Raw genomic sequence first — 25,106 nt, forward strand, 5'->3', positions numbered from 1 at the left:
GAAGGACCCCGATGACGACGCGTTCAGGAACGCGCGAGCGGCAACACGAGGCCAAGCTGCCGCTCCCCACCCTGCTCACGCAGGTCAGGGACATCGCGCTCAGGGGACTTCACCAGCAGCTGGCCGACGAAGGGTTCGAGGGGATCCGGTACGTCCACGGATCGGTGTTCCGGTTCATCGACGCCGAAGGTTCGCGGCTGACCACGCTCGCCGAACGCTCCGGACTCACCAAGCAGGCGATCGGCGAACTGGTCGGCGAACTAGAGGATCACGGATACCTCGAACGAGTGGCCGACAAGGCCGACCGCCGCGCAAAAATCATCCGGCTCACCGACCAAGGCAGGATGGCCCAGGTCGCAGCCGCCCGGATCCTCGCGGACCTCGAGCAGCGATGGTCGCGGCATCTCGGCAAGGACCAGGTCACCATGCTGCGGAGCGCCCTGGAACAGGTCATCGCCCTCGAAGCGGACAGCACTCCGACCGGCCCGCAGTAGGCGTCGCAGCGCCGACGGCAGGCCGCAGCGCGGCGGGTGTCCGGTAGCCGGTCAGCAGCTGGCCGCGCAGCCGGTTGACGACCCGGACACGGTCGGCGCTCAGGTCCTCGCGGTGGGCGGTGAGGATCTTCAGCTCGACAGCGGCCTCATCGGCAGCCGGGATCTGCTGCCGGTCGCGGCGAATGCGCGCTTGGTCAGCGATGACGAAGGTGTCGCGTCCGTCGGTCTTGGCCACGCCGCGATATCCGCCCACTGCCTCGTGACCAGACGGCCGGGCATGTCGGCCGGGCAGCGGGACTTCTATGGCGCGTGAGACCCGAAGCGCCCCCAGGCGATGGTCACCGCTGCCTGCTGAACGTTGACAACGGTGCTCATCAGATCTCCTTCGCCGGGGTGTGGCTGGACCACGATCGGGACAGCGGGTACGGGCTCAGGGCGGCACGTAGCGATCAGCCATCCGGCCGTTCACCGTTCGGCTGCTTACGCGCCAGTGATGGCGGCCGGTGTCTGCTCCGGAGCACACCGTGTTCGGCACCCCGGAGGACGCCGGTCGGCTCATGCTTTTCCCGTGGTGCGGCGCAGCGTGAACCAGAAGGTGGGGACCGGATTCGTGCCGGGTGTGACGTCGACCAGCTCCCAGCCGGCGAACCTGGCGCGCAACTCGTCGGCGGTGACGCCGGAGATCGGGTCGTCGAACGCCTCGGGACCGTATCCGAACATCAAGAGCCGTGCGCCGGGAGCGGCGCGGTGGGTGAGTCCGGCGGCGTAGGCGTCGCGGCGGTGCGGCGGAATGCCGCAGTGACAGCTCAGGTCGAAGAACAGATCGTAGGGGCCGGGCACGTCCAACTCGTCGAGGCGGGTCGCGTCTCCGCACAGCACCCGTACTGCCACCCCGGCCGCGTCCGCCTTCTCGCGAGCCTTCCGGACGGCGCGGTCGATCAGATCGACGGCCACGACCTCCCAGCCGTGCCGGGCCAGATAGGTGGCGTTGGTTCCGGTGCCGCAGCCGAGTTCCAAAGCGCGGCCGGGCGGCATCGCACCGCGCCCCTCTACCAGGGCGACCAGCTCGGGCGGTGTCACGCCGGTGTCCCACGGCGGTTTGCCGGCGCGGTAGTAGTCCTCCAGTTCGCGGTGTACGGCCTCCTCCAGGCGCCGTTCGGCATCGACCCGCTCTGCGTCCGTTCCCCATGCAGTCTTCGGCTGATCCATGAACCCTCCATTTTTAGAGTTGAACTCTAGTGATGAACTCTAGAGATATACTCCCACCATGGACACCGTCAAGCGGCCGGACAAACGGGCCGAGCGCTCGCGCCGCACCCGCGAGAAGGTCATCCAGGCAGCGCGGGAGCTGTTCGTCGCGCAGGGTTACGGGGCGACGAGCCTGCAGGAGGTCGCGGACCGGGCAGGCGTGGCCGTTCAGACGGTCTACTTCGTCTTCGGCAACAAGCGCGCGCTGTTCAAGGACGTCGTCGACACGTCCATCGCCGGCGACGCCGAGCCGGTGGCCACCATGGACCGTGAATGGTTCCGCGCCGCGTGCGCCGCGCCCACCGCAGCCGGCCAACTGCGCGCGCACGTGCGCGGTACGAGCGAGATCCTGGGCCGGGTCGCCCCGATCATGCCGTTGATCGCAGCCGCCGCGGCCACCGACCCGCAGATCGCCGCGCAATGGCCCGACGGCCCCGATCCGCGTTACACCGTGCAGCACGTTGCGGCCGAAGCGCTGGTCGGCAAGCCCGACGTCCGTCCTGACGTCTCCGTCGCGATGGCCGCGGACGTGCTGTTCGGACTGCTCAGCCCGCAGCTGTACCTGCTCTTCGTCCAAGACCGCGGCTGGTCACCGGACAGGTGGGAAGAATGGGCCTACGCCACGTTGATCGCCCAGCTCTGCAGCGACCCCGCGAGGGTCACGGGCTGACCAGAGGTCTGCCATGTCAGAGGGTGCGGCTCAGGACGGCCCCGGGATCGGCTGGGCTCCACTTTGCGGCGGGGCCACGTTCTGGGAGAAAGCACGTTCTGGGAGAAAGAGGGCCGGACCGGCTTCGCGCACGTGCTGATCAGCCGATGAGCGGGACCCGGGGCGGCTTGCGCGTTCGGCTGTCGTAGGACGGATGTCTCGTCCGATTTGCGGCAGTCGGCCGACGCGCCGTGGGCAGCCGCGAGGCCAGCCTTTTGTGCAGGCCTCCGGATCAGAGAAGGGACGTGGGGACACGTGACCTCGACCCGGCTCATGCTGCCTCGGTTGATCGTTGCCGTGGTGTTCAACCTTGGTGCCGTCCTGGTGCCATGGCCGGCGTCGGCCGGCGCCACGCCGCCCATCGCGTGGGCTCCGTGCGATGGGGATCCGACCGCGCAATGCGGCACGCTGTCGGTGCCGGTGGACTGGGCTCGTCCGCGCGGAGCGAGGCTGGACCTCGCCCTGGTCCGGCTGCCGGCCACCGAGCCGGCGGCCCGTATCGGCTCGCTGGTGGACGTCCCGGGCGGGCCGGGCGACTCCGGTGTCGACCGCGTACTGTCCAACCGGGGCCGGTTCATCACGAGCCTCAACCGCCGGTTCGACATCGTGGGTTATGACGCTCGCGGTATCGGTCGCAGTCACCCAGTGCTGTGCTCGGCAGAGCTGCTAGCCCAGGAACCGCCACCGGTCTTGACCAGCCAGGCCGACTTCGATGCGCGCCTGGCCTACAACCGGCGGTTGCGCGCGGACTGCAGGGCACGCACCGGACCGGTGTTCGACCACGTGGACACCCGCAGCGGGGTGCACGATCTCGACGCCATCCGGGAGGCGCTGGGGGAGGACGCCCTGACCTTCCGGGGGCGTTCCTACGGCACTCTGCTCGGCGAGCAGTACGCCGAGTCGTACCCGCGGCGGGTCCGCGCACTGGTCCTGGACAGCGTCACCGACCACAGCCTGGGTACTCGGGCCCACCTGGAGGCGCAAGCCGCCAACCTCCAGGATTCGTTCGAGGAGTTCGTCTCCTGGTGCCGGCGTGCCCCCGAGTGCGCCTTGGCTCGGCGCGATGTCCGGGCCGTGTGGGCCCGCCTGCTCGCCCGGGCGCAGCGTGGTGAGCTGCGTCATCCGGACGACCCGACGGCCTTGCTGAGCCAGTTCTTCCTCATCGACCTCGCCGAGCAGGGGTTCCGCGGCCCGCAGTGGGCGCTGCTGGCGCAGGTCCTCGCCGATCTGGACAACAGCCCGGCGCCCGCGCCGGCGAGGTCGGTGCCGTGGGCAGAGCCCGTCCCATACCCGCCGGTGGCGATCTTCTGCTCTGACTACGACCTGCCGGTGCGCGACTATCGCGAGTACGCCGCCCTGCTGCACCGCAGCCGCGCGGTCGCCCCCGACATGCGGTACGGCACCTTCGCGGTCTACGGCACCGCCGCATGTCTCGGCTCCCCCAAACCGGTCGCCAACCCGCAGCATCGGCTGCGGGTGCACGGCGCCGCGACACCGTTGCTGCTGGTCAACGGCCTGCATGATCCCGCGACCGGATACAACGCGGCCGCCAACGTCGCCCGTCAACTCGGCGACGAGGCGATCTTGCTCACCTATCGGGGGTGGGGCCACATCGTCTATGGCCGCAGTGATTGCGTCGACGCCATCGTCGACCGGTATCTGTTCTTCCGGACCCCACCACCGCCCGGCACCGACTGCCCGGCCGCAGAGGGACATTGACGATGTTGGACGATCGTGACAACCGCGAGAATGATGGCGATATGGACGGCAACCAGCGGGCCGGCGACGTGGACCGGCAGCGAACCGTGGACCTGTTGCAGGCCCATCTCACCGCGGGCCGGCTGACCATGGAGGAGTTCCTCGACCGGAATGAGGCGGCCGCAGCCGCTCGCACGCAGGCACAACTGGCCGAGGCGCTGCGCGATCTGCCGGACGAACCCCGACCGCGGCCGCGCGACACCTCCGCGCGCGACCACGCCATGGTCGCGGCGAGTGTCAGCGGTGTCCTGATCGGGTTGTGGCAGCTGACCCGGGACCCCTCACCGGCTCCCAAGGATTACGGTGCGGACTACTGGTGGCCGTTGTGGTTCAGCTTCTTCTGGAGCTTGGCCGTCCTCCTGCACTACCTGCTCGCGTCCGGCCGGCTGAGCATCCCGGCATGGCGGCGACCAGCCGATGAGCCGCCCGCGGCGCGATCGGACCCACCTGGCGAGCAGGCCGCGCGAACCGCCCCTGCTGTGGCATTGGACGTACTCACCAAACGGGAGCGGGAAATCCTGGCGCTGGTGGCCGAAGGGTGTACGAACAAGGAGATCGCCCGTCGACTGTTCATCAGCGAACGGACCGCGCGCACCCACGTCAGCAGCATCCTTCGCAAACTCGAACTGCCCTCGCGGACCCAGGCGGCGCTGGTCGCAGTACGGGGAGCCTGGCCGACTCCCTCGATCAAGTCCCGGGATGACACACGCACAGCGGACTGACCCCTGCCGACCGGCGCAGGACACGGACTATTAGCGACTTTCAAAGGCCGGGCCCACTGCCGCGGGCGCCTTGGAATCAACTGGCGTCGACCACATCAGCCCCTGTGGAGCGGCGGCATGGGGACCGCCCGGACCTCCGATGGCGGTCGGTCAACGCACTCTTCTGCCGCATTCGGCGAAAACGACACCAGGGTGTGTTAGCCAGAGATGGTTGGCGCCGAGCCGCGTCCCGCAGCGGGGGACCCCCGTAGCTCGATGTCCCGCTCTGCGGCCTCGATCGGCAGCTCGGTTGTCGCCCGGTCGTCGTGTGGTGGCTCCAGTATCTCGTGCTCGATATGTCACATGCTGGCGATGGGGTAGCCCCGGTGCCTGCCGGTGATCGGGGTTGAGTGAAGTGAAGGAGCCGCCGGTGGCCCGGGCTTCGAGGGTGGCGGTGGTCGGCGGGGGTCACGGGGTCGCCAACTGGCGCATCAGGTCCTCAGTACCGGTGTAGGCGCCGTGCCGGTGGCGTTCGGCGGCGATCACGTTAGCGGTGTCGGGGGTTGAGATGCCGTACCGCCGACGGAGGCCGCAGCCGGATCACCGGCGGCGGGTTGGCGGGGAAGTGCCTGTGGCGGGGCCGCCAGACCGCAGCTTCTACGTCAGTGAGGAGTTCCAGGGTGGTGGCAGGAATGCGATGTCGGTAGGCATGACCCTCGTCACGTCCGGCGGCGCGTTTGGCGGCGACGTTTGGGGGTGGAGCGCTTTTGCGGCGGCTTCTTGCGGGTGGGCTGCTGTTGGGGGTTGCGGCCACGGGAGCTGTTGGGGGTGCGGCCGCGGACGATGCCGATCAGTTCCTCCATGAGGTCGGTCGTCTCGGCCTCGAGCCAGGCCAGGCCGATCTGGGACTGAGGGGCGTCGGTCACGGTGCGGTAGGTGAGGTCTTTGCGGTGGTGGAGACGGGCCAAAGACTGCGGGAGCAGCAGGACGCCGGCCCCCGACGCCACCAACTCGATCGCCTCAGCGGTGCTCTCAGGTCGGGTGAAGGCAGGCTGCCCGGGGCGGTGGTCCCAGGCCAAGACGTTGTCGAGCGGCTCGAACACGTCCTCGTCGGCGAGATCGGCGACCTCCACCTCCTCCACCGCGGCCACCGCGTGATCCTTCGGCACCACCACCACGGTCGTCTCCAGGTACAGCGGGATCACATGAAGGGCCTCCCGGTCGACGGGCAGGCGTACGAACGCCGCGTCCACACCACCGTCCCGCAGCACGGGGACGATCTCGGCGGCGGGCATCTGCACCAGCCGAAGCGGCACCTCCCGCACCCGCTCGGCCCACACCCCAGCCCACTTCCCGGGCGTCACCCCCGGCACGTAGGCCAGCCGGAACTCAGCATTGGTCACTTCTTCAGCCTAGTCACGTCCAGGTAGCTCGCTTCCGCTAGCTACCCTTGAGGTCATGAGCACGTCCAAGGCAAAGACGCCGCAGACCATGAAGTCCGCGACCGCGGCCAAGAAGCTGGGGATCCTGCTGTCCGCAGCGCCTGCCGAGTTTCAGGAAGGCCCTGTCTCCCGAGACGAGTTGAACGCGCTCCAAGCCGACCCGCCCTCTTGGCTCGCGGACCTGCGCCGCGAGGGCCCCCATCCCCGCCAGGTCGTCGCCGCCAAGCTCCGCGTCTCCGCCTCAGGTCTGGCCCGCGCCGGCATCACGGGCCCCCTCACCACAGCCGAGATCGAGAACCTGAAGGCCGAAAACCCTGACTGGCTCCAACGCGAGCAAGCCATCCAAGCCGAAGTCCGCAAAGAGGAGCTCCGCCTCAAGCAGCAGCGCGCCAAGGCCTGACTCAGGCTATGCCCCCGACCACAGGCCGGCAGGAGCGCGTTGATTGCGAGAGCGACAGCTGGTGGCGGTCTTAGGTGTCACAGCTCCAGCAGGGAGTTGCCTGGTCTGACCGCCTGCGGGGCGGTCGCGTTCGAGCGGGACGCCGGCCTCGTTCTCAAGCTCGAGAAGGCGCCTGCCACACCGCGAGCGTATGCGGCGGGCGCCCAGTTGGCAGTCCCGAAACCTCTGTCCAGCTCCCGTGCACTAGCTGTGAAAGACCGGTCGACAGCCATCCTGCTCGGTGACGCAGCCGATGATCGGTTCTCCGGTCACGCCGCCGACGGGCTCGCGATCGGTGGGTGCCGCGCGCAGATCGTCCTCGGCGAACCGGCTCCCTTGTCACCCGAACCCAGGAGCGACTGTCTGCGCGGTGACGTCTTCGCGCTCCCAGCCCCGACCACGAAGGCTGATCAAAGCGCGGACGACCGCTAGCGCCAGCATCTCCAACGCCCTCTTCTGCCGCCGACGTGGCGCCGCCGCCCCCTGGCAGCGTAACTCTCCGTCAACATCGCACCAGCTCGCCCGCGCCCCGCCTAAAAGGGCCGGGATCCTGTACGAACTCCATCTCGCTCTGCCGTGGTCCCGGTCGAGCACTCCAGGCGATCAGGATCGGAGTGCTGCAGCATGAAGGAGCTGAACGACAGGCCTTGCGAATACAGCACCGAGGCCGATTCCGGGTCTCCGGGGAAGGTCACCACCACGGGCCAGCGATGTGCGTTCAGGTCGCTGGGAAGCCAGCTGAGAGTGGTGATCGGCCCGTCCGGGCTGAGGATTCCGGAATGAATCTGGCCCCATGAGTCGGTGACCGGTCGGGATGGACGAGCAGCCGACGGCCGGATCCGGGCCTTCATGGACCGCACGGTCGGCTCCCACAAACGTCCATGACCGCGCGGCCCGTCAGCGTCCACGACCGTGCGGTCCGGTGGTCATCTGCGCTGATAGGCGCAGTCATGTGCGACTTCGGGCAGAACGATGGAGCTGGTGCGGGGGACGATCAACGGCGGATGATCTCAACCAGGCTGGCGAAGCTGTCCTTGCCGTGGCCGGCGTCGATGCCCTGGTCGGTCAGCGACTTGATGAGTTCGGGCAGGGCGGTGTCAAGGCCGCGGGTCCGGGTGGCCTCGATGAGGTGGACCATGAGCGGGGCATCCAGCTCCAGCCATTCCTCGTCGCCCGGGTAGTGACGTTCGTCGACCTGCCGGGCGTAGTCGTTGATCACATCGGTGACGGTGGTGGACAACCAGTGGGTCAGCAGTGGTGTCACGGTGGTGGCCGGGATCTGGGCGGTGCCGAGCAGGGTGGCGGTCTGCAGGAAGCCGATCAGGGTGGCCCAGGCGAAATTGAGCATCGCCACGTCGTACAGGGCCGCGGCGCCGGGGGCGGCACCCAGGTAGGTGGCGCCGCCCAGGAGCTTGAGCGAGGACTCATGACGCTCGAACACCTGGGGGGAACCGCTGTAGACCAGTACCGTGTCCGGCTTGCCGACATGCTCGGGATGGGCCATCAACGCGCCGTCGAGGTAGCGGCCGCCCCTGGCATCCATCCAGGCGGCGACCTGTTCGGCCTGCGCGCTGGTTCCCGAGGTCAGGTTGACCACATCTGTGGAGCCGACGTGCCGCTCGGCTTGGTCGAGAATGCGCTGGGCACTGTCGTAGTCGTCAACGCACAGCAGGATCAGCGACGCGGCTGTGAATGCTGCCTGCAGCGAATCGGCCCGAGAGGCACCATCGATGGGCGGGGCCTCGGCCAGTGGGCCAGGCTCGTCCCAGACCGTGACGGCGACGCCCGCCGCCGCGCTGGCCCGGGCAAGTGCCGCGCCGCGTGCGTTCAGTCCGATCACTGCCACACGGCCGTCCGTGGGGTGGCTCATGAGGTCCTCCTGCGATTCTGAATCAGCACGGTTGCGTCATCTCGTGCGGCTAAGCTAAACCTTCACATTCATGTGAGAGTCAAGCGGAGGCGTCCATGCGCATCGGGGAACTGGCTCAGCGCACCGGCGTCAGCCAGCGGCTGCTGCGCTACTACGAGGAGCAGGGCCTACTGCGGCCTGCGCGGCGGCCGAGTGGATACCGCGAGTACAGCGACGCCGATGTGGAGCGGGTACGGCGCATTCGCATCCTGCTGGCCGCCGGGCTCGGCACCACCACCATCGCCGACGTGCTGCCGTGCACGGTCGATACCGGTGACGGCCTGGCTGCGGCATGCCCTGGCCTCCTGGGCGACCTGCAGCGCGAACGCGATCGGATCAGCAGTTCCATCACCGAGTTGCACGCCGCACAGACGATGCTCGATGCCATCATCGGCGCCACCTCGCGCTGAGGCCGCCACGCACACCACCACCTCACACCAGCGCCGCCGGGACATGCCGGTGCCCGCATGGTGGGTGGAGTCCCATCCGCGCCGTCGCCACCGCACCCGCTGGCAGATGCCCCATCTCTCGTTTGCGGCGGGTGACACGTGCGTCAACGGCACCCGAAGTAGGCTCCTGGCCGACCCTGGGGGACTTCCTCTGCGTCATAGCTCATCTCGGCCTTCAGGTGACTGGCGCACGAAAGGCCAGGCGCTTACGGCTCGACCGGCGGTGGCGGTTCCCACGGCCGGACCCGTGCCATCGGCGTGGAGCTGCAGCCGCTTGACGTTCGCAAACGCCGCCAGCTGCTGCACACTCTTGGCGCGGACGTCGACCAGCATTTGCTCGGGCGGCGCGTCGCCTTCCTGCTTCATCCAGGTGACGATCGCCCGCCACTCGCCGGGAAGTTCCAGTCGCACCCAGGCCATCAGGTACCAGCATGCGGCGGATCGCCCGCGACCCTCACCAGCGGCCCACAAAGTCTTCCCAGCGCACGCCGGGCACCGTACGGCACACCGCCGACGACCAGCCGACAATGCCCCGCGGCACGACGCGTTGAAACGAGCCGAGGCCAGAACGATCGTTCACCCATGAGGTCCTCTTTAGGGAGCAGCCCTTGAAGGACGTCCAGGATGGTCTCGGCTCTGTCTCGGAGGGCGGGCTCGAGATCGGTCAGGGCGATGGCGCGGATCCTAACGAGGTATTGGAGCCAGGGTCGAATAGGTGGTCGCCCACATCGCCGGACGCGCGGGCCGGGATGCTGCATGCCGGCATCGATCCTTGTGAAGACCTCCGGCTATGGAGCCAGGTCAGCGTCGAAAGCTGCGCAGCGACCTGATTCACGTTGCTGCCGACGTAGAGGTAGCGCAGCCGGGAGGTGAAGTCCTCCATGTACTGGACCGTGGTGCCCAGGACAGCGGTGAACACCAGGCGGTAGCTCTGGCCCTGCTCAGGGTCTCCCTCTTCACTGCTCTTGGCCGAGCCCATGTCGGTGGCGTAGCGCAGGACGTGGTTCCTCGATGTCTGCTGTCGCAGCAGCCTCCGCCAGGCCGGAGTACCTCATCTCTACCAACGTTCACTCGCCCGTACCATCCGCGCTCACAAGGCGATCTCGGCACGGCTGTGGTGAGCTTCGGCTGGCCAGTATCCCAGCGGTAACCACGGCATCCGCTAGCGTCCGGGACCGACCGGGCGTACAGGTTCCGGCCCTGGTGAGAGGTGGTTCGTCATGAACATCGCAGGCGGCGGCCCCGAGGTCCACGACAGCCCGAACGCCTGGGTCGCCGAGCACATCCGCCGTTTCCAGGAGACCGGCGGCCGGCCACGTCCAGGCGTGAACGACCTGCTGCTGACGACCCGAGGCCGCAAGACCGGCCGGCTGCGCCGCACCGCGCTCGTCTACGAACGCGACGGCGAACGCTACGTCCTGGCGGCCTCCAACCAGGGCGGGGACCACCACCCGGCCTGGTACCTCAACCTGATCGCCGACCCGCACGTCACCGTCCAGGTCGGCAGCGAGACCTTCACGGCACGAGCGCGTCCGGCCTCTGCCGCAGAGCGTCCACAGCTGTGGTCCCTGATGGTGTCGGCCATGCCGCAGTACGCGGCCTACCAGGAGAAGACCACCCGCCAGATCCCGGTGGTTCTCCTCGAACGCGTCTAACCCCTGGGATTCGTTCACCCGGCCTTGCGCGTGAGGCAACGGTGGGGGTCAGTGCAAGCTCACGGCCCAGCAACCAGAGGGACCGCGCGCCGATGATCCGTCCCTGCTGGAGGAGCTACCGACGTAGGCCCGGACCATTACGCTCTGGACGCTCCCAGAAGGGAGTTCTTCGACAGCTTCAATCTCGAGATCCGCTATAGCTTCGAACTGCATGACGTTCTCATCCGGATCACAGTCAGAGAGAGTGCGTTGCCAGCCATCCAGGCCGCGACAAACAAGATCGCCGAATCGCCAGATGGCTGAATAGCTCAAGCGGCCGTTCCCTTGTTTTGGGTGCCCCTGCAGGATTCGAACCTGCGCTCGAACGCTCCATCGTGGTGTCGGCCTCGCGTGCCGCTCCGCATATGTTCCGGATCTTGGGGTTTGTGTGATCACCGGCCCGCAAAGCCGATCACACCCATGGTCGCTGACCAGGCGATCCCCTGGCCTCCGCTCCCCCCCGGCCGATCTTCCGGCAAGCAACCGTGAGCCCCGGTAGATCCCCCTGCCAACGGGCACGATTCCGGATCTTGTTCTCCAGGCTTGAAGTCACTGGCAAGATGCCGAACCACCAGATCATCACGCCACACGGAGAGGGCTTCCATGAGCAACGCGTACTCGCCCGTTCGTGAGCTGAACCTCCTCAAAGAGCTCCAGGATCGGTCCCCGGGTTACTACTCGGGCGGGTTCGAGTTGCGGGACTTCGGCTACGATCCCGGGCTAGCCGAGTGGCTCGACCTGAAAGATCCTCACGACTTGGAGTTCCTCGACCGGCTGATCCCTTTCGCTCAGGCCAGCACTTCAGGATCCTTCTTCGCGCTGTGGAAGTGCGACGACCGGGAAGATCTCGCCACGCTGCCTGTGATCCGGTTCGGCGACGAGGGCGACCTCGACGTCGTTGCGCAGGGCCTGCGGGAGCTGTTCGAACTCCTTGCTCTCGACAGTGAGAGCTTCGACCTTGAAGGTCCCGACGAGGGTTATTACGACACCGAGGACGGCCACACAGATGGCCACAGCGCGTACCTCGAATGGTTGGAGGAGAACTTCGGGCTTGCGCCGCCGGAAGACCCGGACAGTATGCTCGACCGCGCTGAACAGGAGTACGGTGCCCGATTCCGCGATTGGTTGCGACAGTTCGCGCCCGGTGACTGGACCTGAGGAAATGACGACCCTGGCGTCCATAGGAGCGACCTCCCGCACAGTCCTCCACCTGAGCTTCCCAGAGTCGGAGGCCCCGCCGGAAGCATTGTGTGGACTCCGGCTATGACCCACGTGAGAGGGCTGCCGTCCAATGCCGTAGGCACCCGGAGGGCGAGAAACGCGAGTTGGCCGGCGGCCTGCGCCCATCATCGTTGGCAGGAGAATCGCCCATGCCACAATCACCCGGTGACCCTCACAACCTGGGAACATGACGGTGACCACTGGTGCATGCTCGTCACGCTTAATGCAGAAGGCCGCTATTTCGAGCTAAGTGAAGCCCGTGCCATGACAGCCATGGCCGAAGATGGCGTGCTCATGCCGGGCCCCACCGCCGTGACCGTCCACGTCTACACCCCGGCCGAAGAGAAGCCGTCCATGGCCTCCTTTTGACGAGCGCCAGGAAGTGCCGTTCGAAGTTCTCAGGCAATTCGTCGAGCGTGTCAGCGAAGCACTCGACGCCGAGACCTGACCGGGCGGTGGCGCGGCCTGGTGACTGCCGTCCGGCCAGGCGACAAGGCGGGCGTCGCCGATGCGCGGCCGGGCGCGCGCCGCTGGTGACCGGCGCCCACGCCGCACGCTCCGGCGGCGCCGGCGGCGGGCCGCGCCAACGGCGCGAGCGCCGCCGCCCTTGATGCGGTCCGCCAGGTCGGTAGGACGCAGGGTCCTCGCCTCGTGGCTGTGTTCGCGTGCATGTACTACGGCATGCTGCGGCCGTCTGAGGCGATCAACCTCCGTAGGAGCGACTGCACCTTGCCTCCGGAGGGCTGGGGCCTGCTGGAATTGGACCAAGTGAAGTCGGCGGCGGGCAAGCGGTGGACGGATGACGGAGCGGTTCATGAGACGCGCGGGCTCAAGGGCCGTCCCCAAGGACACCGTACGGCGTGTGCCAATTCCGCCTGAGCTGGTCAAAGTGCTCCGCGAGCATCTCGACGAATACGGGGCTGGCCCCGATGGTCGGCTGTTCCGCACCTACCGGGGCGGGGTCTACCAGCCTTCGACGCTGTGGCAGGTTCTCGGCAAGGCGCGGCCAAAGGCGCTGACGGCTGCCCAGGTGAAGACTCCGCAGGGTTGGAGCCCCGGTTCTCTCGCGGGGGCTTGGGTAGACGCCCTCGGGGCCATTCCGCGTATGTTCCGGGAATGGTGACGAACGGCGGCACATGGCTGCACATGTGCGAAACCCCGGTGACTGCTGTCGAGGCAGGTCAACCGGGGTTTTTGCTGATCTTGTGGGGTGCCCCCTGCAGGATTCGAACCTGCGCTCACGGCTCCGGAGGCCGTTGCTCTATCCCCTGAGCTAAGGGGGCGTTGCGCTGAGGTCGCTCGGCGCGGAATGAAGGCTACCAGGGTTCGGGAGCTTGCGTGCACCTGGGCGTTCCAGGTGCGTTGCTCTGTGGAGTCGACTAACTTCGAGGCCGTGACCAAGCCACTGGGACGCGTGCTGGTTGTCGACGATGACGAGGTGATCAGGCAGCTCATCGCCGTCAACCTGCAGCTTGAGGGGTTCGAGGTGGCGACGGCGGTGGACGGGCAGGACTGCCTCGAGAAGGTGCGGGACATCCAGCCCGATGTGATCACGTTGGACGTGATGATGCCGCGGCTGGACGGGTGGGTGACGGCGGTGCGGCTGCGGGAGGACCCGGAGACCGAGCATGTGAAGGTCGTCATGATCACGGCGCGGGCGCAGGAGCATGATGTGCGGCGGGGGCATGAGATCGGCGTCGACGCCTATGTGACCAAGCCCTTCGACCCCAACCAGCTGATCCAGACGGTGCGCAAGCTGGCTGCGTTGTCCAGATAGTGGTCGGATAGTCTCACGAGCGTGACCCCAGCCGATGTCAGCAGTGCCATCGCGCGCGCCGTCGGCGTGCGCGAGGTGCCGTTGACCTGTGTGGGGGCGGGACTTTATGGCAGTCCGGTGGCCTTGCGGATGGGGCTCGATCCCGAGGGTGTCGCGGAGCGGGTGCGGGAAGAGCCGGGGATCTTGGGGGTTGAGACCTCCGGGGGCTTTCTGACGGTCTCGGTGGGGGTCGCGGAGACCGTTCAGAGCGTGCTGGACGAGGGCGACGCGTACGGGCGCGCTGAGGTGCCGCGGGGTGGTTGGGCCGACAGGCCACGGATCTTTGAGAACCCTGGATTCCGGGTGCGTTATGCCTATGCGCGGGCCGTTGCGGTGGGGCGGCGCGCCAGGGATCTTGGGCTGCGCGGGGGAACGGCTGAGGGGCTTCGCGGCGAGGAGCTTGCGGTGGTGGGTGCTCTGGGTGACTTCCCGGGGCGGGCCGCGCAGGCCGAACGGGAGCGGGACGCCTCGGCGTTGATGAAGTGCCTGGAGCGACTGGCCGACGCTTTTCATGGTGTCTATGAGCGGTGCCCGGCGTTGCCCCAGGGCGACGAGAAACCCGGGGCGGTGCACGAGGCCCGAGTCACTCTGGCAAAGGCTGCGCGCATCGCCCTCGGCAATGGCCTGAAGATGATCGGTGAGACCCCTAGAGAGCGGATATGAGCAGAGTTCACCCGGCCGGGCCCCGGCACGCGGACGTGTTGACCGAAGACCACCCGATGCCGCCGGCGGAGGATCTGAACGCCCTGGACCCGGCTGTGTGGCCGCATGGCGCAAGGCGGGAGGAGGGCGTTCTCAACCTCGGCGGGATCGATGTGCGGGATCTCGCGGCGGAGTACGGGACGCCCTTGTACGTCTATGACGAGCACGACGTACGGGCACGGGCGCGGGAGTACGCGGCGGCGTTCCACGACGGCGACGTCCACTATGCGGGCAAGGCGTTCCTCTGCACGGCGGTGGCCAAGTGGCTGAACGAGGAGGGCCTCGGCCTGGACGTGTGCAGTGGGGGAGAGCTGGCCGTGGCCCTCGCCGCGGGCTTCCCGGTGGAGCGGATCACGCTGCACGGCAACAACAAGGCGCCCTGGGAGCTTGAGCGCGCCCTGGAGGCCGGCGTCGGGCGGATCGTCCTCGACTCGTTCGAGGAGATCGCGCGGCTGGCCTTCCTGGCGGGGGAGCGCGGCGTCCGGCCGAAGGTCATGATCCGCGTGACCACGGGCGTCGAGGCGCACACGCACGAGTTCATCGCGACCGCCCATGATGATCAGAAGTTCGGGTTCTCGCGGAGTTCGGGTGCGGCCCTGGAGGCGGTACGGCGGGTGCTGGATCTTGATCAGCTGGAGCTGATCGGGCTGCATTCCCACATCGGATCGCAGATCTTCGACACCGACGGCTTCGAGGTCGCGGCGCACCGGCTGGCCGAACTGCTCGTCGCCATCCGCGACGAGCACGGGATCGAGCTGCCCGAGCTCGACCTCGGCGGCGGCTACGGCATCGCGTACGTGCCGGGGGACGAGCCGCACGACCCCAAGGCGATGGCCGACGGGCTGCGGGCGATCGTGGCCCGCGAGTGCAAGGCGTACGAGCTGAGGATGCCGCGCCTGACGGTCGAGCCGGGGCGCGCGATCACAGGACCCGGCGGGGTCACCCTGTACGAGGTCGGCACCGTCAAGGACGTCGAGGGCCTGCGGACGTACGTCTCGGTGAACGGCGGGATGAGCGACAACCTGCGCACCGCCCTCTACGGCGCCGAGTACACCTGCGTACTGGCCAGCCGGACCTCCGACGCTCCTCCCATGCTCAGCAGACTTGTCGGTAAGCACTGCGAAAGTGGCGACATTATCGTGCGTGACCTGTGGTTGCCCGCAGATCTTGCGCCGGGGGACCTGGTGGCGGTCGCGGCGACCGGTGCGTACTGTCGGTCGATGGCCAGCAACTACAACTACGTCCCCAAGCCCGCCGTGGTGGCGGTCAAGGACGGCACGTCCCGGGTCATCGTCCGCCGTGAGACCGACGACGACCTGCTCCGGCTCGACGCGGAGGCCAACGCCTGAAGCAGATGGGCGCAGGCAGGGACGTGAAAGTGGAGGCGAGCGCGCGGAAGCAGAGCGCGGGCGCGTGAAAGTGGAGGCGGGCGCGTGAAAGCGGAGCGCGGGCGCAGAGAAGTGGTGGCAGGCGCTGAAATCGGAGGCAGGCGCGTGAAGACGGAGGTAGGACCGTGAAACCCGAACGGGCGCCGAAACCTGGAAAGGCGCTGCGGGTGGCGCTGCTGGGCTGCGGCGTCGTCGGCACCGAGGTCGTACGGCTGCTGAGCGAGCAGGCGGACGATCTCGCGGCGCGTGTCGGCGCCCCGCTGGAGCTGGCCGGGATCGCGGTGCGGCGCCTGGACCGGCAGCGCGAGGGCGTGGATCCGGCGCTGGTCACCACCGACGCGCACACCCTGGTCACCCGGGACGACGTCGACCTCGTCATCGAGGTGATCGGCGGGATCGAGCCCGCCCGCACGCTCCTCCTGGAGGCGATGAAGGCCGGCAAGTCGGTGATCAGCGCGAACAAGGCGCTGCTGGCCGAGGACGGCGAGACGCTCTTCGCGGCCGCCCGCGAGTACGGCGCCGACATCTACTACGAGGCCGCCGTGGCCGGGGCGATCCCGCTGCTCCGGCCGCTGCGCGAGTCGCTGGTCGGCGATCATGTGCACCGGGTGCTCGGCATCGTGAACGGCACCACCAACTACATCCTCGACCAGATGGACACCCACGGCGCGGGCTTCAACGACGCGCTGGAGGACGCCCAGGCGCTCGGGTACGCCGAGGCCGACCCGACGGCCGACGTCGAGGGCTTCGACGCGGCGGCCAAGGCGGCGATCTTGGCGCAGCTCGCGTTCCACACCCGTGTGACCGCCGCCGACGTCCATCGCGAGGGCATCACCGAGGTCACCGCCGCCGACGTGTCCGGCGCCCAGGAGATGGACAGCGTGGTCAAGCTGCTGGCCATCTGCGAACGCGTGCCGGCGGAGGACGGCCGGAACGGGCGCGGCGTCTCCGTACGCGTCCATCCGGCCATGATCCCCCGGTCGCATCCCCTGGCGAGCGTCCGCGAGGCGTACAACGCGGTGTTCGTCGAGGCCGAGTCGGCGGGCTCGCTCATGTTCTACGGCGCGGGCGCGGGAGGCGCGCCCACCGCGTCGGCCGTCCTGGGCGACCTGGTCGCCGTGGCCCGCAACCTGGTCGGCGGTACGTCCGGCCCGGTCGAGGTGACGTACGCGCAGTTGCCCGTCCTCCCCATGGGTGAGACGGTGACGCGCTACTACATCCAGCTTGACGTGGCCGACCGCCCCGGTGTCCTGGCCACGGTCGCCGAAGAGTTCGCACGCCACGGCGTGTCCATCCGTTCCGTACGCCAGGAGGGTCTGGGGGAGGACGCCCAGCTCGTGGTGGTGACGCACCGGGCCTCGGACGCGGCGCTGTCGGCGACGGTCGAGGGCCTCCGCAACCTTGAGATGGTCCGCGAGGTGGCGAGCGTCATGCGCGTCGAGGGCGACGAATAATCCCGCGGGCGATCCCACTGATCCCGTGGGTGATCCCACAAAGTGAGATCGCGGGTGCGCGGGACGGTATCGGCCCCGGTGACACCGGTAGAATCCGCACAACATCGCAGGTCATCGAGGAGACGACTGTGAACGCGACCGCTCGCCGTGCCTGGCGTGGACTGATCGAGGAGTACCGCGACCGGCTTCCGGTGACGGACCAGACCCCCGTGGTGACGCTGCTGGAGGGCGGCACGCCGCTGGTGCCCGCCGGCCGGTTGTCCCAGCTCACCGGCTGCGAGGTCTACCTCAAGGTCGAGGGCGCCAACCCCACCGGTTCGTTCAAGGACCGCGGGATGACGATGGCCATCAGCAAGGCCGCCGAGGACGGCGCCAAGGCCGTGATCTGCGCCTCCACCGGCAACACCTCCGCCTCGGCCGCCGCCTACGCGGTACGGGCCGGGATGACCTGCGCGGTGCTCGTACCCCAAGGCAAGATCGCGATGGGCAAGCTCGCGCAGGCTCTGGTGCACGGCGCGCGGCTGCTGCAGGTGGACGGCAACTTCGACGACTGCCTTGAGTTGGCCCGCAAGCTGTCCGTGGACTACCCGGTGGCGCTGGTCAACTCGGTCAACAAGTACCGGCTCCAGGGCCAGAAGACCGCCGCGTTCGAGATCGTCGACGCCCTCGGCGACGCGCCGGACGTGCACTGCCTGCCGGTCGGCAACGCGGGCAACATCTCCGCGTACTGGATGGGTTACAAGGAGTACGCGGCCGACGACATGTCGTCTCGGACGCCGCGAATGCTGGGCTTCCAGGCCAGCGGGGCCGCCCCGTTCGTCAAGGGCGAGCCGGTGCTCAAGCCGCAGACCATCGCCACCGCCATCCGCATCGGCAACCCGGCCTCGTGGGACCTGGCGATCGCCGCGCGCGACGAGTCCGGCGGCGCCATCGACTCGGTCACCGACCGGCAGATCCTGCGCGCCTACCGGATGCTGGCCTCCGAAGAGGGCGTGTTCGTGGAGCCGGCCTCCGCCGCGAGCGTGGCAGGTCTGCTCCAGGCCCACGAGCAGGGAGTCGTGCAGTCCGGCTCCAAGGTCGTCTGCACCGTGACCGGAAACGGCCTCAAGGATCCCGATTGGGCGATCTCCGGCGCGCCCGCTCCCACCACGGTCAAGGTCGACGCGCACGCCGCCGCCTCCGCCCTGGGTCTCACATGAGCCCAGGGCACGCCGAGCAAGGCGGGCACGCCAGGCCTGCCGGGCACGCCGAGCGAGCCGGCTGGCCTACGGAGCCCGTGATCGTCCAGGCGCCGGCCACCAGCGCCAATCTGGGGCCGGGATTCGACACGCTGGGGCTCGCGCTCACCCTGTACGACGACGTCGAGGTCGCGGTGACCGATGGCGGCCTGTCCATCGAGGTCGAGGGCGAGGGCGTCGAGGTCGCCGACCGCGGCGAGCGTCATCTGATCGTCAAGGTGCTGCGGCGCGCGTTCGACCGCATCGACCAATTGGCCGGGTCCGGCCTCGAACGCCCCGCACTTGGACACCCTCTCGGAGAGCCGCTCGGACGCCCTCTCGGGCAGCCCCCTGGGCTCCGCCTGCGGTGTACGAACCGCATCCCGCACAGCCGTGGCCTGGGTTCCTCCTCGGCGGCGATCGTCGCCGGGATCACCGCGGCCCGCGCCCTGCACCCGTACGGGAAGCTCCTTGACGACGAGGGCGCGCTGCGGCTCGCCACCGAGATCGAGGGGCACCCGGACAACGTCGCGCCCTGTCTCGCCGGCGGGCTGACCATTGCCTGGACCACCCCGACAGGGCCCGAGCTCGTACGGCTCGACCTGGATCGCCAGGTCGTGGCCTTCGTACCGGACCAGCGCCTCGCCACCGAGCAGGCGCGCGGGCTGCTGCCGGAGGCCGTCCCCCACAAGGACGCGGCCGCCAACGCGGGCAGGGCCGCGCTCCTGATCGCGGCGCTGACAGGGGACCTGCCGCAGGACATCTTGCTGGACGCGACCGAGGACCGGCTGCACCAGGACTACCGAGCGCCCGCCATGCCCGAATCCGCTGCGCTGGTCGCCCGCCTGCGCGCGAAGGGGGTGCCGGCGGTGGTTTCCGGGGCAGGTCCTACTGTCCTGGCCTTCACAACCGCATCACAAGTTGATTCGATAGGCGCGGAAGTGGGTAATGGGTGGCACATACACCCGCTGAACGTTGCCCCCCACGGCGCCTGCGTTCGGCTTGACGGTGCGTAGGTCCGTCCTTGAGATGTCCCGCGTGAGCGGGGGTTGGTGGAGTGCTCCGGCCAGGTGCAATGATCCAGCTAGGTAAAATGCGAAGACATCGACCTCTGGGGAATAGCAGTGCGCCCTGGTGATGTTAGGCTGAATGCCGCACCAGATGCCCCGCTCGGGGCTGTGTGCTCGTCAGCCACGCGTCACCTGTTCGACCCTTCGGTCGTGTCGGTCCCGCGTACTAGGCTCCCCGACACCGTGACATCCCGTTGTCAGGCACTCCAGCGAAACTTCGGAAGTAGCGGTACGGGGGACACGCACGAGCGAACCGTCCCGACCACCATCTGGCTGTGCCCAGAAAACGCAGATCGCGGCACCATCGTGATCAGCGGAGCCCGACTCGGCGCCCCCGCCGGGCCGCATCACCGGGTTGCTTGGCCGACCGCCGGCCTACGCCCGCTCCCTGGGAAGGACCCTTAGTGAGCGAATCCAGCGAACTCCTTACGGACGCATCCAGCACGGCACCAGCCGCCGAGGCCACGGAGGCCGGTGGCGCGCAGGCTGCCACCCCCCGGCGCCGCCGGTCCGGCACCGGCCTGTCGGCCATGGTGCTGCCCGAGCTCAAGGCGCTCGCGTCCAGCCTCGGCATCACCGGTACGACCGGGATGCGTAAGAGCCAGCTCATCGCAGCCATTCAGGAGAAGCAGGGTGGCGCGGGGCAGGGCTCGGCCGGAGGCGAGCAAGGAGCCGCTGCCACCGTCAAGGCGGAGCGCCCGCGCCGCACCACCCGTACGGCAGCGGCCAAGCGGGACGCCGCCGAAGACCAAGTGACCATTGCCGACGCCGCACCGGCCGTCGAGAAGCCCGCCAAGGCCGACAAGCCTGAGAAGGCCGAGAAGCCTGAGAAGGCCGAGAAGGCAGGCAAGGGCGCCACCGACAAGGCGACCGACCGGCCCGAGCGCGGCGAGCGGCAGTCCGACCGTGCTGAGCGGGGCGAACGCGGCGGCAAGTCCGACGGAGCCGGCGACGACGGTGAGGCCCAGGGCGGCCGCGACGGCGGAGGCCGTGACGGTGGCCGTCAGCGCAGCCGCAATGGCCGCGAGCGCGGCGACGGACGCGGTGAGCGCGGCGACCGTGGAGAGCGCGGCGACCGCGGTGAACGCGGTGAACGCGGTGAACGCGGCGAGGGTCGTGGTGACCGTGGCGACCGCGGTGAGCGTGGCGACCGTGGCGATCAGCAGAGCGGCCGCCAGCGCGGCCAGGGTGGTCAGGGCGGCGGCCAAGGTGGCGGCCAGTCCGACGACGACGGCGAGGGCGGCGGCAGGGGCCGGCGCGGGCGCCGGTTCCGCGAGCGCAACCGCGGCCGCGGCGGGGGCCGTGACCGTTACGAGGAGCCGGTGATCAGCGAGGACGACGTCCTCATCCCGGTCGCGGGCATCCTCGACATCCTCGACAACTACGCGTTCGTCCGCACCACGGGCTACCTGCCCGGCCCGAACGACGTGTACGTCTCGCTGGCCCAGGTCCGCAAGAACGGCCTGCGCAAGGGCGACGTGATCACTGGCGCGGTCCGCCAGGCCCGCGATGGCGAGCGGCGCGAGAAGTTCAACGCCCTCGTCCGCCTCGACACCGTGAACGGCATGGAGCCCGACCAGGCCAAGGGCCGTGTCGAGTTCTCCAAGCTGACCCCGCTGTACCCGCAGGATCGGCTGCGCCTGGAGTCCGACCCGGGCATCCTGACCACGCGGATCATCGACCTCGTGTCGCCGATCGGCAAGGGCCAGCGCGGCCTGATCGTGTCGCCGCCCAAGGCCGGCAAGACGATGGTGCTCCAGGCGATCGCCAACGCGATCACCAAGAACAACCCCGAGTGCCACCTGATGGTCGTCCTGGTCGACGAGCGTCCGGAAGAGGTCACGGACATGCAGCGGACGGTGAAGGGCGAGGTCATCCACTCGACCTTCGACCGCCCGGCCGAGGACCACACCACGGTCGCCGAGCTGGCCATCGAGCGGGCCAAGCGGCTGGTCGAGCTGGGCCACGACGTGGTCGTGCTGCTCGACTCGATCACCCGTCTGGGCCGTGCCTACAACCTGGCGGCGCCGGCGTCCGGGCGCATCCTGTCCGGTGGTGTCGACTCGACCGCGCTCTACCCGCCCAAGCGGTTCTTCGGCGCGGCGCGCAACATCGAGAACGGCGGCTCGCTGACCATCCTCGCCACCGCGCTGGTGGAGACCGGATCCCGTATGGACGAGGTCATCTTCGAGGAGTTCAAGGGCACCGGCAACATGGAGCTCAAGCTCAACCGGAGTCTCGCCGACAAGCGGATCTTCCCGGCCGTGGACGTGGACGCCTCCAGCACCCGTAAGGAAGAGATCCTCATGGCTCCGGAGGAGCTGCGGGTCGTATGGCAGCTGCGCCGCGTCCTGCACGCCCTCGACACCCAGCAGGCCCTGGAGCTCCTCATCGAGAAGATGAAGGAGACCAAGTCCAACGCCGAGTTCCTCCTCCAGGTCCAGAAGACCACGGTCTCCGACGACCGCTGAGTTCATGGCGAGCGCGCTCGCGTGCGCGCTGAAGTTGTTGGGTGGTGACACCCCCGACGCCCCTGCCCCGGCCCCCCGGCGGCAGGGGCGTCGTTTTACGTCCGCTCGTGTCAGCGGGCCGTTCGTCTCAGCGGGTTCGTCTCAGCGGGCCGTCCATCCCAGCGGGCCGCCCGTCCCAGCGGCCCGTCCGTCCCAGCGGCCCGTCCGTCCCAGCGGCCCGTCCGTCTCAGCGGGCCCTCCGTCGGGCTTGGCGGTGACCCTCGGGTCGCAATAAAGGGGGGTTAGCCCTACCCAGGGGTCGGCGGTGGGCCGGATGGTTGAGGGGAGGCGGCTGGATCAGGCTGGGATCGTACGGTGGACTCGGCATGGAGGGACGATGTGGGCGAGCTGAAAAGTGCCGCCTCGGGCGGCGGGGCGACCGCCGCGCGTGAGCGGAACGTGGCGGACGGGTCGTGGCGGCCGCTGGCGATGGTCCGGTCGTCGCTGTCCTGGCGTTCGGCGATCTACCTGGCGGTGAGCCTGGCGTTCGGGCTGAGCTGGTTCATCGTGCTCACCGTGGGCACGGCGCTCTCGCTCGGCCTGCTGATCATCTGGGTGGGCATCCCGCTGGGGTTGCTGCTGATGATCGCTTGGCGTGGCGGGGCGATGCTGGAACGGCTGCTGGCCAAGGCCGCGTTCGGTGTTGACATCCCGACCCCCTACCGGCAGATGCCGAAGGGCGGGAATCCGCTGCGGAAGCTGCGGGTGCTGGCCGCCGACCCCGCGACCTGGAAGGACTTCGCCTACCTGGTGTTGCTGTTCCCGATCTCGCTGGTCGAGTTCGTGGTGTCGATGGTGGTGTGGGCGGCCACCGCGACATTCCTCTTCCTGCCGGTCTGGGTCCTGGTCGACGGGGGCGTGGAGATCAACTTCGGGGTCTGGGCTTACTGGGCGGGCAATCCGCTGACCGCGTTGCCGTGGTCGGTCGTCGGCTTCGGGCTCATGCTGCTCGCGTTGTACGTGACGCGGGCGATCGCCATCGGGCACGCGTTCTACGCGCGCCTGCTGCTCGGCCCGAGCCGTTCCCAGATCGAGAACCGGGAGCTGCGGGCGCGCACCGAGCACCTCCAGGCCAGCCGGGCCAGGGGCGTGGACGCGGTGGAGGCGGAACGGCGCCGCATCGAGCGCGATCTGCACGACGGCGCCCAGCAGCGGCTGCTGGCCGTGGCCATGGACATCGGCCGCGCGCGGGCCAAGCTGGAAGATGACCCCGACGGCGCGCGGACGCTGATCGAGCAGGCGCACGCGGGCACCAAGGAGGCCATCTCGGAGCTGCGCGACCTCGCGCGCGGCATCTACCCGGCGATCCTCACCGATCGCGGGCTGGACCCGGCGCTCTCAGGGCTGGCGGGCCGCGCTCCGGTGCCCGTCGAGGTGGAGGTCGACCTGCCGGAACGCCCGCCGGCGGCGGTGGAGAGCATCGCGTACTTCATCGTGGCCGAGTCGCTGGCCAACATCGCCAAGTACGCCCGGGCCACGCGCGCCTCCGTACGGGTCGTGCAGGAAGAGGGCTGGGTGGTCGTCGAAGTGATCGACAACGGGGTGGGCGGCGCGGTCGCGCAGCCCGACGGCGGGCTGGCAGGCCTGGCCGACCGCGCGGCCACCATCGACGGGATGCTCATCGTGGACAGCCCGCCCGGCGGGCCCACGATCATCCGCGCTGACCTGCCCTGCAGCTGGTAGCCCCACAGAATGATCACGGCTCGTCCGGCAGACGGAGGACTGCGGGCCGGACGAGCCCGATAATGGTGGGATGCGGGTGGTGATCGCCGAAGACTCGGTGCTGTTGCGCGAAGGGCTCGTCCGGCTGCTCGGGGACGCCGGGATCGAGACGGTGGCCACGGTGGGGGACGGGCCGAGCCTGCTCGGGATCGTCAAGGAGCACAACCCGGATCTGGCGATCGTGGACGTCCGGATGCCGCCGTCGTTCACCGACGAGGGCCTTCGGGCGGCGCTGGCGGTGCGGGAGAGCAGGCCGGGCACGCCGATCCTGGTCCTCTCGCAGTACGTGGAGGAACGGTACGCCACCGATCTCATCGGCGGCGGCACCGAGGGCGTCGGCTACCTGCTCAAGGAACGTGTCTCCGACGTCGAGGAGTTCATCGACGCCGTCCGGCGGATCGCCGAGGGCGGCACGGTGATCGACCCCGAGGTGATCGGCCAGTTGCTGGGGCGGCGGCGCGCGGGAGACCCGCTCGCGTCGCTGACGCCGCGCGAACGCGAGGTGCTGGGCCTCATGGCCGAGGGCCGCTCGAACGCCGCCATTGCGCGGCGGCTGGTCGTCTCGGACGGGGCCGTGGAGAAGCACATCTCCAACATCTTCTCCAAGCTCACTCTCCCGCCCACCGGGGATGACCATCGCCGTGTGATGGCCGTTCTGGCCTACCTGCGGGCGGGCTGACCTCGCCGATCACGGGGTCGTGGATCCACCCGGCGGGGTCATGGATCTACACCGGACAAGATCGGGAATGCCCGATGACCTCGGCACGTTCGGGTATCTGGCACACTTGGAGTGCAACCGCTGCGGTACCGGTTCACGCTTCCCACACCTCCCACGCGTCGTCGTGTGAGCTCCGGGGCGCCCGGCGACCGCCAAACGGCGAGGAGAAACCCATGAAGCCCGACATTCACCCGACCTACGTCGTCACGACCGTGACGTGTACGTGCGGCAACACCTTCGAGACCCGCAGCACCGCCGAGAACGGCGTGATCCACGCCGACGTGTGCTCGAACTGCCACCCGTTCTACACGGGCAAGCAGAAGATCCTCGACACCGGTGGCCGCGTGGCCCGCTTCGAGCAGCGCTTCGGCAAGGGCAAGAAGGCCGACAGCAAGTAAGACCTCCGCTTTGCAGCGTTCGAGGCCGGCCCGGGGACCGAGGTCTC

The 25,106-nt window shown here is 68.8% G+C and carries 27 protein-coding genes and 1 tRNA gene; 20 read left to right on the forward strand and 8 right to left on the reverse strand.

The features are described 5' to 3' along the window. Positions 1–11: 11 nt before the first annotated feature. On the forward strand, positions 12–494 hold the full coding sequence (locus F8566_RS24615) for a MarR family winged helix-turn-helix transcriptional regulator (RefSeq protein WP_151563844.1): 483 nt from the start codon (positions 12–14) through the stop codon (positions 492–494). Here the strand turns inward: F8566_RS24615 and F8566_RS24620 are convergent. Both F8566_RS24620 and F8566_RS24625 read right to left on the reverse strand, forming a co-directional pair. Then, on the reverse strand, positions 451–747 hold the full coding sequence (locus F8566_RS24620; RefSeq protein ID WP_225993488.1) for an IS110 family transposase: 297 nt from the start codon (positions 745–747) through the stop codon (positions 451–453). The genes F8566_RS24615 and F8566_RS24620 overlap by 44 nt on opposite strands. 302 nt (positions 748–1,049) lie before the next feature. Then, complete coding sequence (locus F8566_RS24625) at positions 1,050–1,703, reverse strand: class I SAM-dependent methyltransferase (protein ID WP_151563849.1); 654 nt, start codon at positions 1,701–1,703, stop codon at positions 1,050–1,052. A gap of 58 nt (positions 1,704–1,761) precedes the next feature. Here F8566_RS24625 and F8566_RS24630 point away from each other — a divergent pair, with 58 nt between their 5' ends. The 3 genes from F8566_RS24630 (at position 1,762) to F8566_RS24640 (ending at position 4,931) form a co-directional block, all read left to right on the forward strand. Next, positions 1,762–2,412 carry a TetR/AcrR family transcriptional regulator gene (locus F8566_RS24630; RefSeq protein ID WP_151563852.1) on the forward strand — a complete coding sequence of 217 codons (651 nt, stop codon included), beginning with the start codon at positions 1,762–1,764 and terminating at the stop codon, positions 2,410–2,412. Between the two features lie 324 nt (positions 2,413–2,736). Further along, positions 2,737–4,170 carry an alpha/beta fold hydrolase gene (locus tag F8566_RS24635; RefSeq protein WP_225993489.1) on the forward strand — a complete coding sequence of 478 codons (1,434 nt, stop codon included), beginning with the start codon at positions 2,737–2,739 and terminating at the stop codon, positions 4,168–4,170. Positions 4,171–4,172: 2 nt separating this feature from the next. Continuing rightward, positions 4,173–4,931, forward strand: a complete 759-nt coding sequence (locus F8566_RS24640; protein WP_151563855.1) for a LuxR C-terminal-related transcriptional regulator — start codon at positions 4,173–4,175, stop codon at positions 4,929–4,931. Positions 4,932–5,629: 698 nt separating this feature from the next. On the opposite strand, the gene F8566_RS24645 is transcribed toward F8566_RS24640, so the two are convergent. Continuing rightward, positions 5,630–6,313 (reverse strand): LysR substrate-binding domain-containing protein, encoded by a 684-nt coding sequence (locus F8566_RS24645; RefSeq protein WP_225993490.1) that lies wholly within the window; start codon positions 6,311–6,313, stop codon positions 5,630–5,632. Between the two features lie 55 nt (positions 6,314–6,368). Here F8566_RS24645 and F8566_RS24650 point away from each other — a divergent pair, with 55 nt between their 5' ends. Continuing rightward, positions 6,369–6,752, forward strand: a complete 384-nt coding sequence (locus F8566_RS24650; protein WP_151563858.1) for a DUF5997 family protein — start codon at positions 6,369–6,371, stop codon at positions 6,750–6,752. Between the two features lie 572 nt (positions 6,753–7,324). Here F8566_RS24650 and F8566_RS24655 read toward each other — a convergent pair. Together F8566_RS24655 and F8566_RS24660 are read right to left on the reverse strand one after the other, a co-directional pair. Further along, complete coding sequence (locus F8566_RS24655) at positions 7,325–7,642, reverse strand: hypothetical protein (protein ID WP_151563860.1); 318 nt, start codon at positions 7,640–7,642, stop codon at positions 7,325–7,327. Positions 7,643–7,785: 143 nt separating this feature from the next. Then, on the reverse strand, positions 7,786–8,661 hold the full coding sequence (locus F8566_RS24660) for an imine reductase family protein (RefSeq protein WP_151563862.1): 876 nt from the start codon (positions 8,659–8,661) through the stop codon (positions 7,786–7,788). Between the two features lie 95 nt (positions 8,662–8,756). On the opposite strand from F8566_RS24660, the gene F8566_RS24665 reads away from it, so the two are divergent. Then, complete coding sequence (locus tag F8566_RS24665) at positions 8,757–9,110, forward strand: MerR family transcriptional regulator (RefSeq protein WP_151563865.1); 354 nt, start codon at positions 8,757–8,759, stop codon at positions 9,108–9,110. A 195-nt stretch (positions 9,111–9,305) separates the two neighbouring features. Here the strand turns inward: F8566_RS24665 and F8566_RS24670 are convergent, their stop codons facing one another. Both F8566_RS24670 and F8566_RS24675 read right to left on the reverse strand, forming a co-directional pair. Further along, positions 9,306–9,569 carry a hypothetical protein gene (locus F8566_RS24670; RefSeq protein WP_151563867.1) on the reverse strand — a complete coding sequence of 88 codons (264 nt, stop codon included), beginning with the start codon at positions 9,567–9,569 and terminating at the stop codon, positions 9,306–9,308. A gap of 244 nt (positions 9,570–9,813) precedes the next feature. After that, a complete protein-coding gene (locus F8566_RS24675) occupies positions 9,814–10,128 on the reverse strand; it encodes a hypothetical protein (protein ID WP_151563869.1) in 315 nt (104 codons plus the stop codon). A gap of 241 nt (positions 10,129–10,369) precedes the next feature. On the opposite strand from F8566_RS24675, the gene F8566_RS24680 reads away from it, so the two are divergent. The 4 genes from F8566_RS24680 (at position 10,370) to F8566_RS24695 (ending at position 13,187) form a co-directional block, all read left to right on the forward strand. After that, the gene (locus F8566_RS24680) at positions 10,370–10,804 is read left to right on the forward strand and encodes a nitroreductase family deazaflavin-dependent oxidoreductase (protein ID WP_151563871.1); all 435 of its coding nucleotides are present in this window, start codon (positions 10,370–10,372) and stop codon (positions 10,802–10,804) included. A gap of 642 nt (positions 10,805–11,446) precedes the next feature. Next, on the forward strand, positions 11,447–12,001 hold the full coding sequence (locus tag F8566_RS24685) for a hypothetical protein (protein WP_151563873.1): 555 nt from the start codon (positions 11,447–11,449) through the stop codon (positions 11,999–12,001). A 228-nt stretch (positions 12,002–12,229) separates the two neighbouring features. Further along, on the forward strand, positions 12,230–12,433 hold the full coding sequence (locus F8566_RS24690) for a hypothetical protein (RefSeq protein WP_151563875.1): 204 nt from the start codon (positions 12,230–12,232) through the stop codon (positions 12,431–12,433). A gap of 493 nt (positions 12,434–12,926) precedes the next feature. After that, positions 12,927–13,187, forward strand: a complete 261-nt coding sequence (locus F8566_RS24695) for a hypothetical protein (protein ID WP_151563878.1) — start codon at positions 12,927–12,929, stop codon at positions 13,185–13,187. A gap of 88 nt (positions 13,188–13,275) precedes the next feature. On the opposite strand, the gene F8566_RS24700 is transcribed toward F8566_RS24695, so the two are convergent. Then, positions 13,276–13,347, reverse strand: a tRNA-Arg gene (locus tag F8566_RS24700). Positions 13,348–13,478: 131 nt separating this feature from the next. On the opposite strand from F8566_RS24700, the gene F8566_RS24705 reads away from it, so the two are divergent. From F8566_RS24705 to rpmE, 10 genes are all read left to right on the forward strand, one after another. Next, positions 13,479–13,841 carry a response regulator transcription factor gene (locus F8566_RS24705; protein ID WP_151564351.1) on the forward strand — a complete coding sequence of 121 codons (363 nt, stop codon included), beginning with the start codon at positions 13,479–13,481 and terminating at the stop codon, positions 13,839–13,841. Positions 13,842–13,862: 21 nt separating this feature from the next. Then, positions 13,863–14,543: a DALR anticodon-binding domain-containing protein gene (locus F8566_RS24710; RefSeq protein ID WP_151563880.1), complete on the forward strand. Its 681-nt coding sequence runs from the start codon at positions 13,863–13,865 to the stop codon at positions 14,541–14,543. Then, a complete protein-coding gene (gene lysA / locus F8566_RS24715; protein ID WP_151563882.1) occupies positions 14,540–15,931 on the forward strand; it encodes a diaminopimelate decarboxylase in 1,392 nt (463 codons plus the stop codon). Before F8566_RS24710 ends, lysA begins: the two co-directional genes overlap by 4 nt. A gap of 206 nt (positions 15,932–16,137) precedes the next feature. Further along, entirely contained in the window at positions 16,138–17,424 is a 1,287-nt protein-coding gene (locus tag F8566_RS24720; RefSeq protein WP_192809863.1) for a homoserine dehydrogenase, read from the forward strand. Between the two features lie 128 nt (positions 17,425–17,552). Then, on the forward strand, positions 17,553–18,623 hold the full coding sequence (gene thrC / locus F8566_RS24725; RefSeq protein WP_151563886.1) for a threonine synthase: 1,071 nt from the start codon (positions 17,553–17,555) through the stop codon (positions 18,621–18,623). Then, positions 18,620–19,657 carry a homoserine kinase gene (gene thrB / locus F8566_RS24730; RefSeq protein ID WP_151563888.1) on the forward strand — a complete coding sequence of 346 codons (1,038 nt, stop codon included), beginning with the start codon at positions 18,620–18,622 and terminating at the stop codon, positions 19,655–19,657. Before thrC ends, thrB begins: the two co-directional genes overlap by 4 nt. A gap of 458 nt (positions 19,658–20,115) precedes the next feature. After that, positions 20,116–22,182 carry a transcription termination factor Rho gene (gene rho / locus F8566_RS24735; RefSeq protein ID WP_151563890.1) on the forward strand — a complete coding sequence of 689 codons (2,067 nt, stop codon included), beginning with the start codon at positions 20,116–20,118 and terminating at the stop codon, positions 22,180–22,182. Positions 22,183–22,560: 378 nt separating this feature from the next. Beyond that, the gene (locus tag F8566_RS24740) at positions 22,561–23,904 is read left to right on the forward strand and encodes a sensor histidine kinase (protein WP_225993491.1); all 1,344 of its coding nucleotides are present in this window, start codon (positions 22,561–22,563) and stop codon (positions 23,902–23,904) included. A gap of 70 nt (positions 23,905–23,974) precedes the next feature. Then, the gene (locus tag F8566_RS24745) at positions 23,975–24,622 is read left to right on the forward strand and encodes a response regulator transcription factor (protein ID WP_151563892.1); all 648 of its coding nucleotides are present in this window, start codon (positions 23,975–23,977) and stop codon (positions 24,620–24,622) included. Between the two features lie 212 nt (positions 24,623–24,834). Further along, positions 24,835–25,059: a 50S ribosomal protein L31 gene (gene rpmE, locus F8566_RS24750; protein ID WP_151563894.1), complete on the forward strand. Its 225-nt coding sequence runs from the start codon at positions 24,835–24,837 to the stop codon at positions 25,057–25,059. Positions 25,060–25,106 lie beyond the last annotated feature (47 nt).

Origin of the sequence: Actinomadura rudentiformis (genome assembly GCF_008923185.1) — a bacterium.
Classification (GTDB): Bacteria; Actinomycetota; Actinomycetes; order Streptosporangiales; family Streptosporangiaceae; genus Spirillospora; species Spirillospora rudentiformis.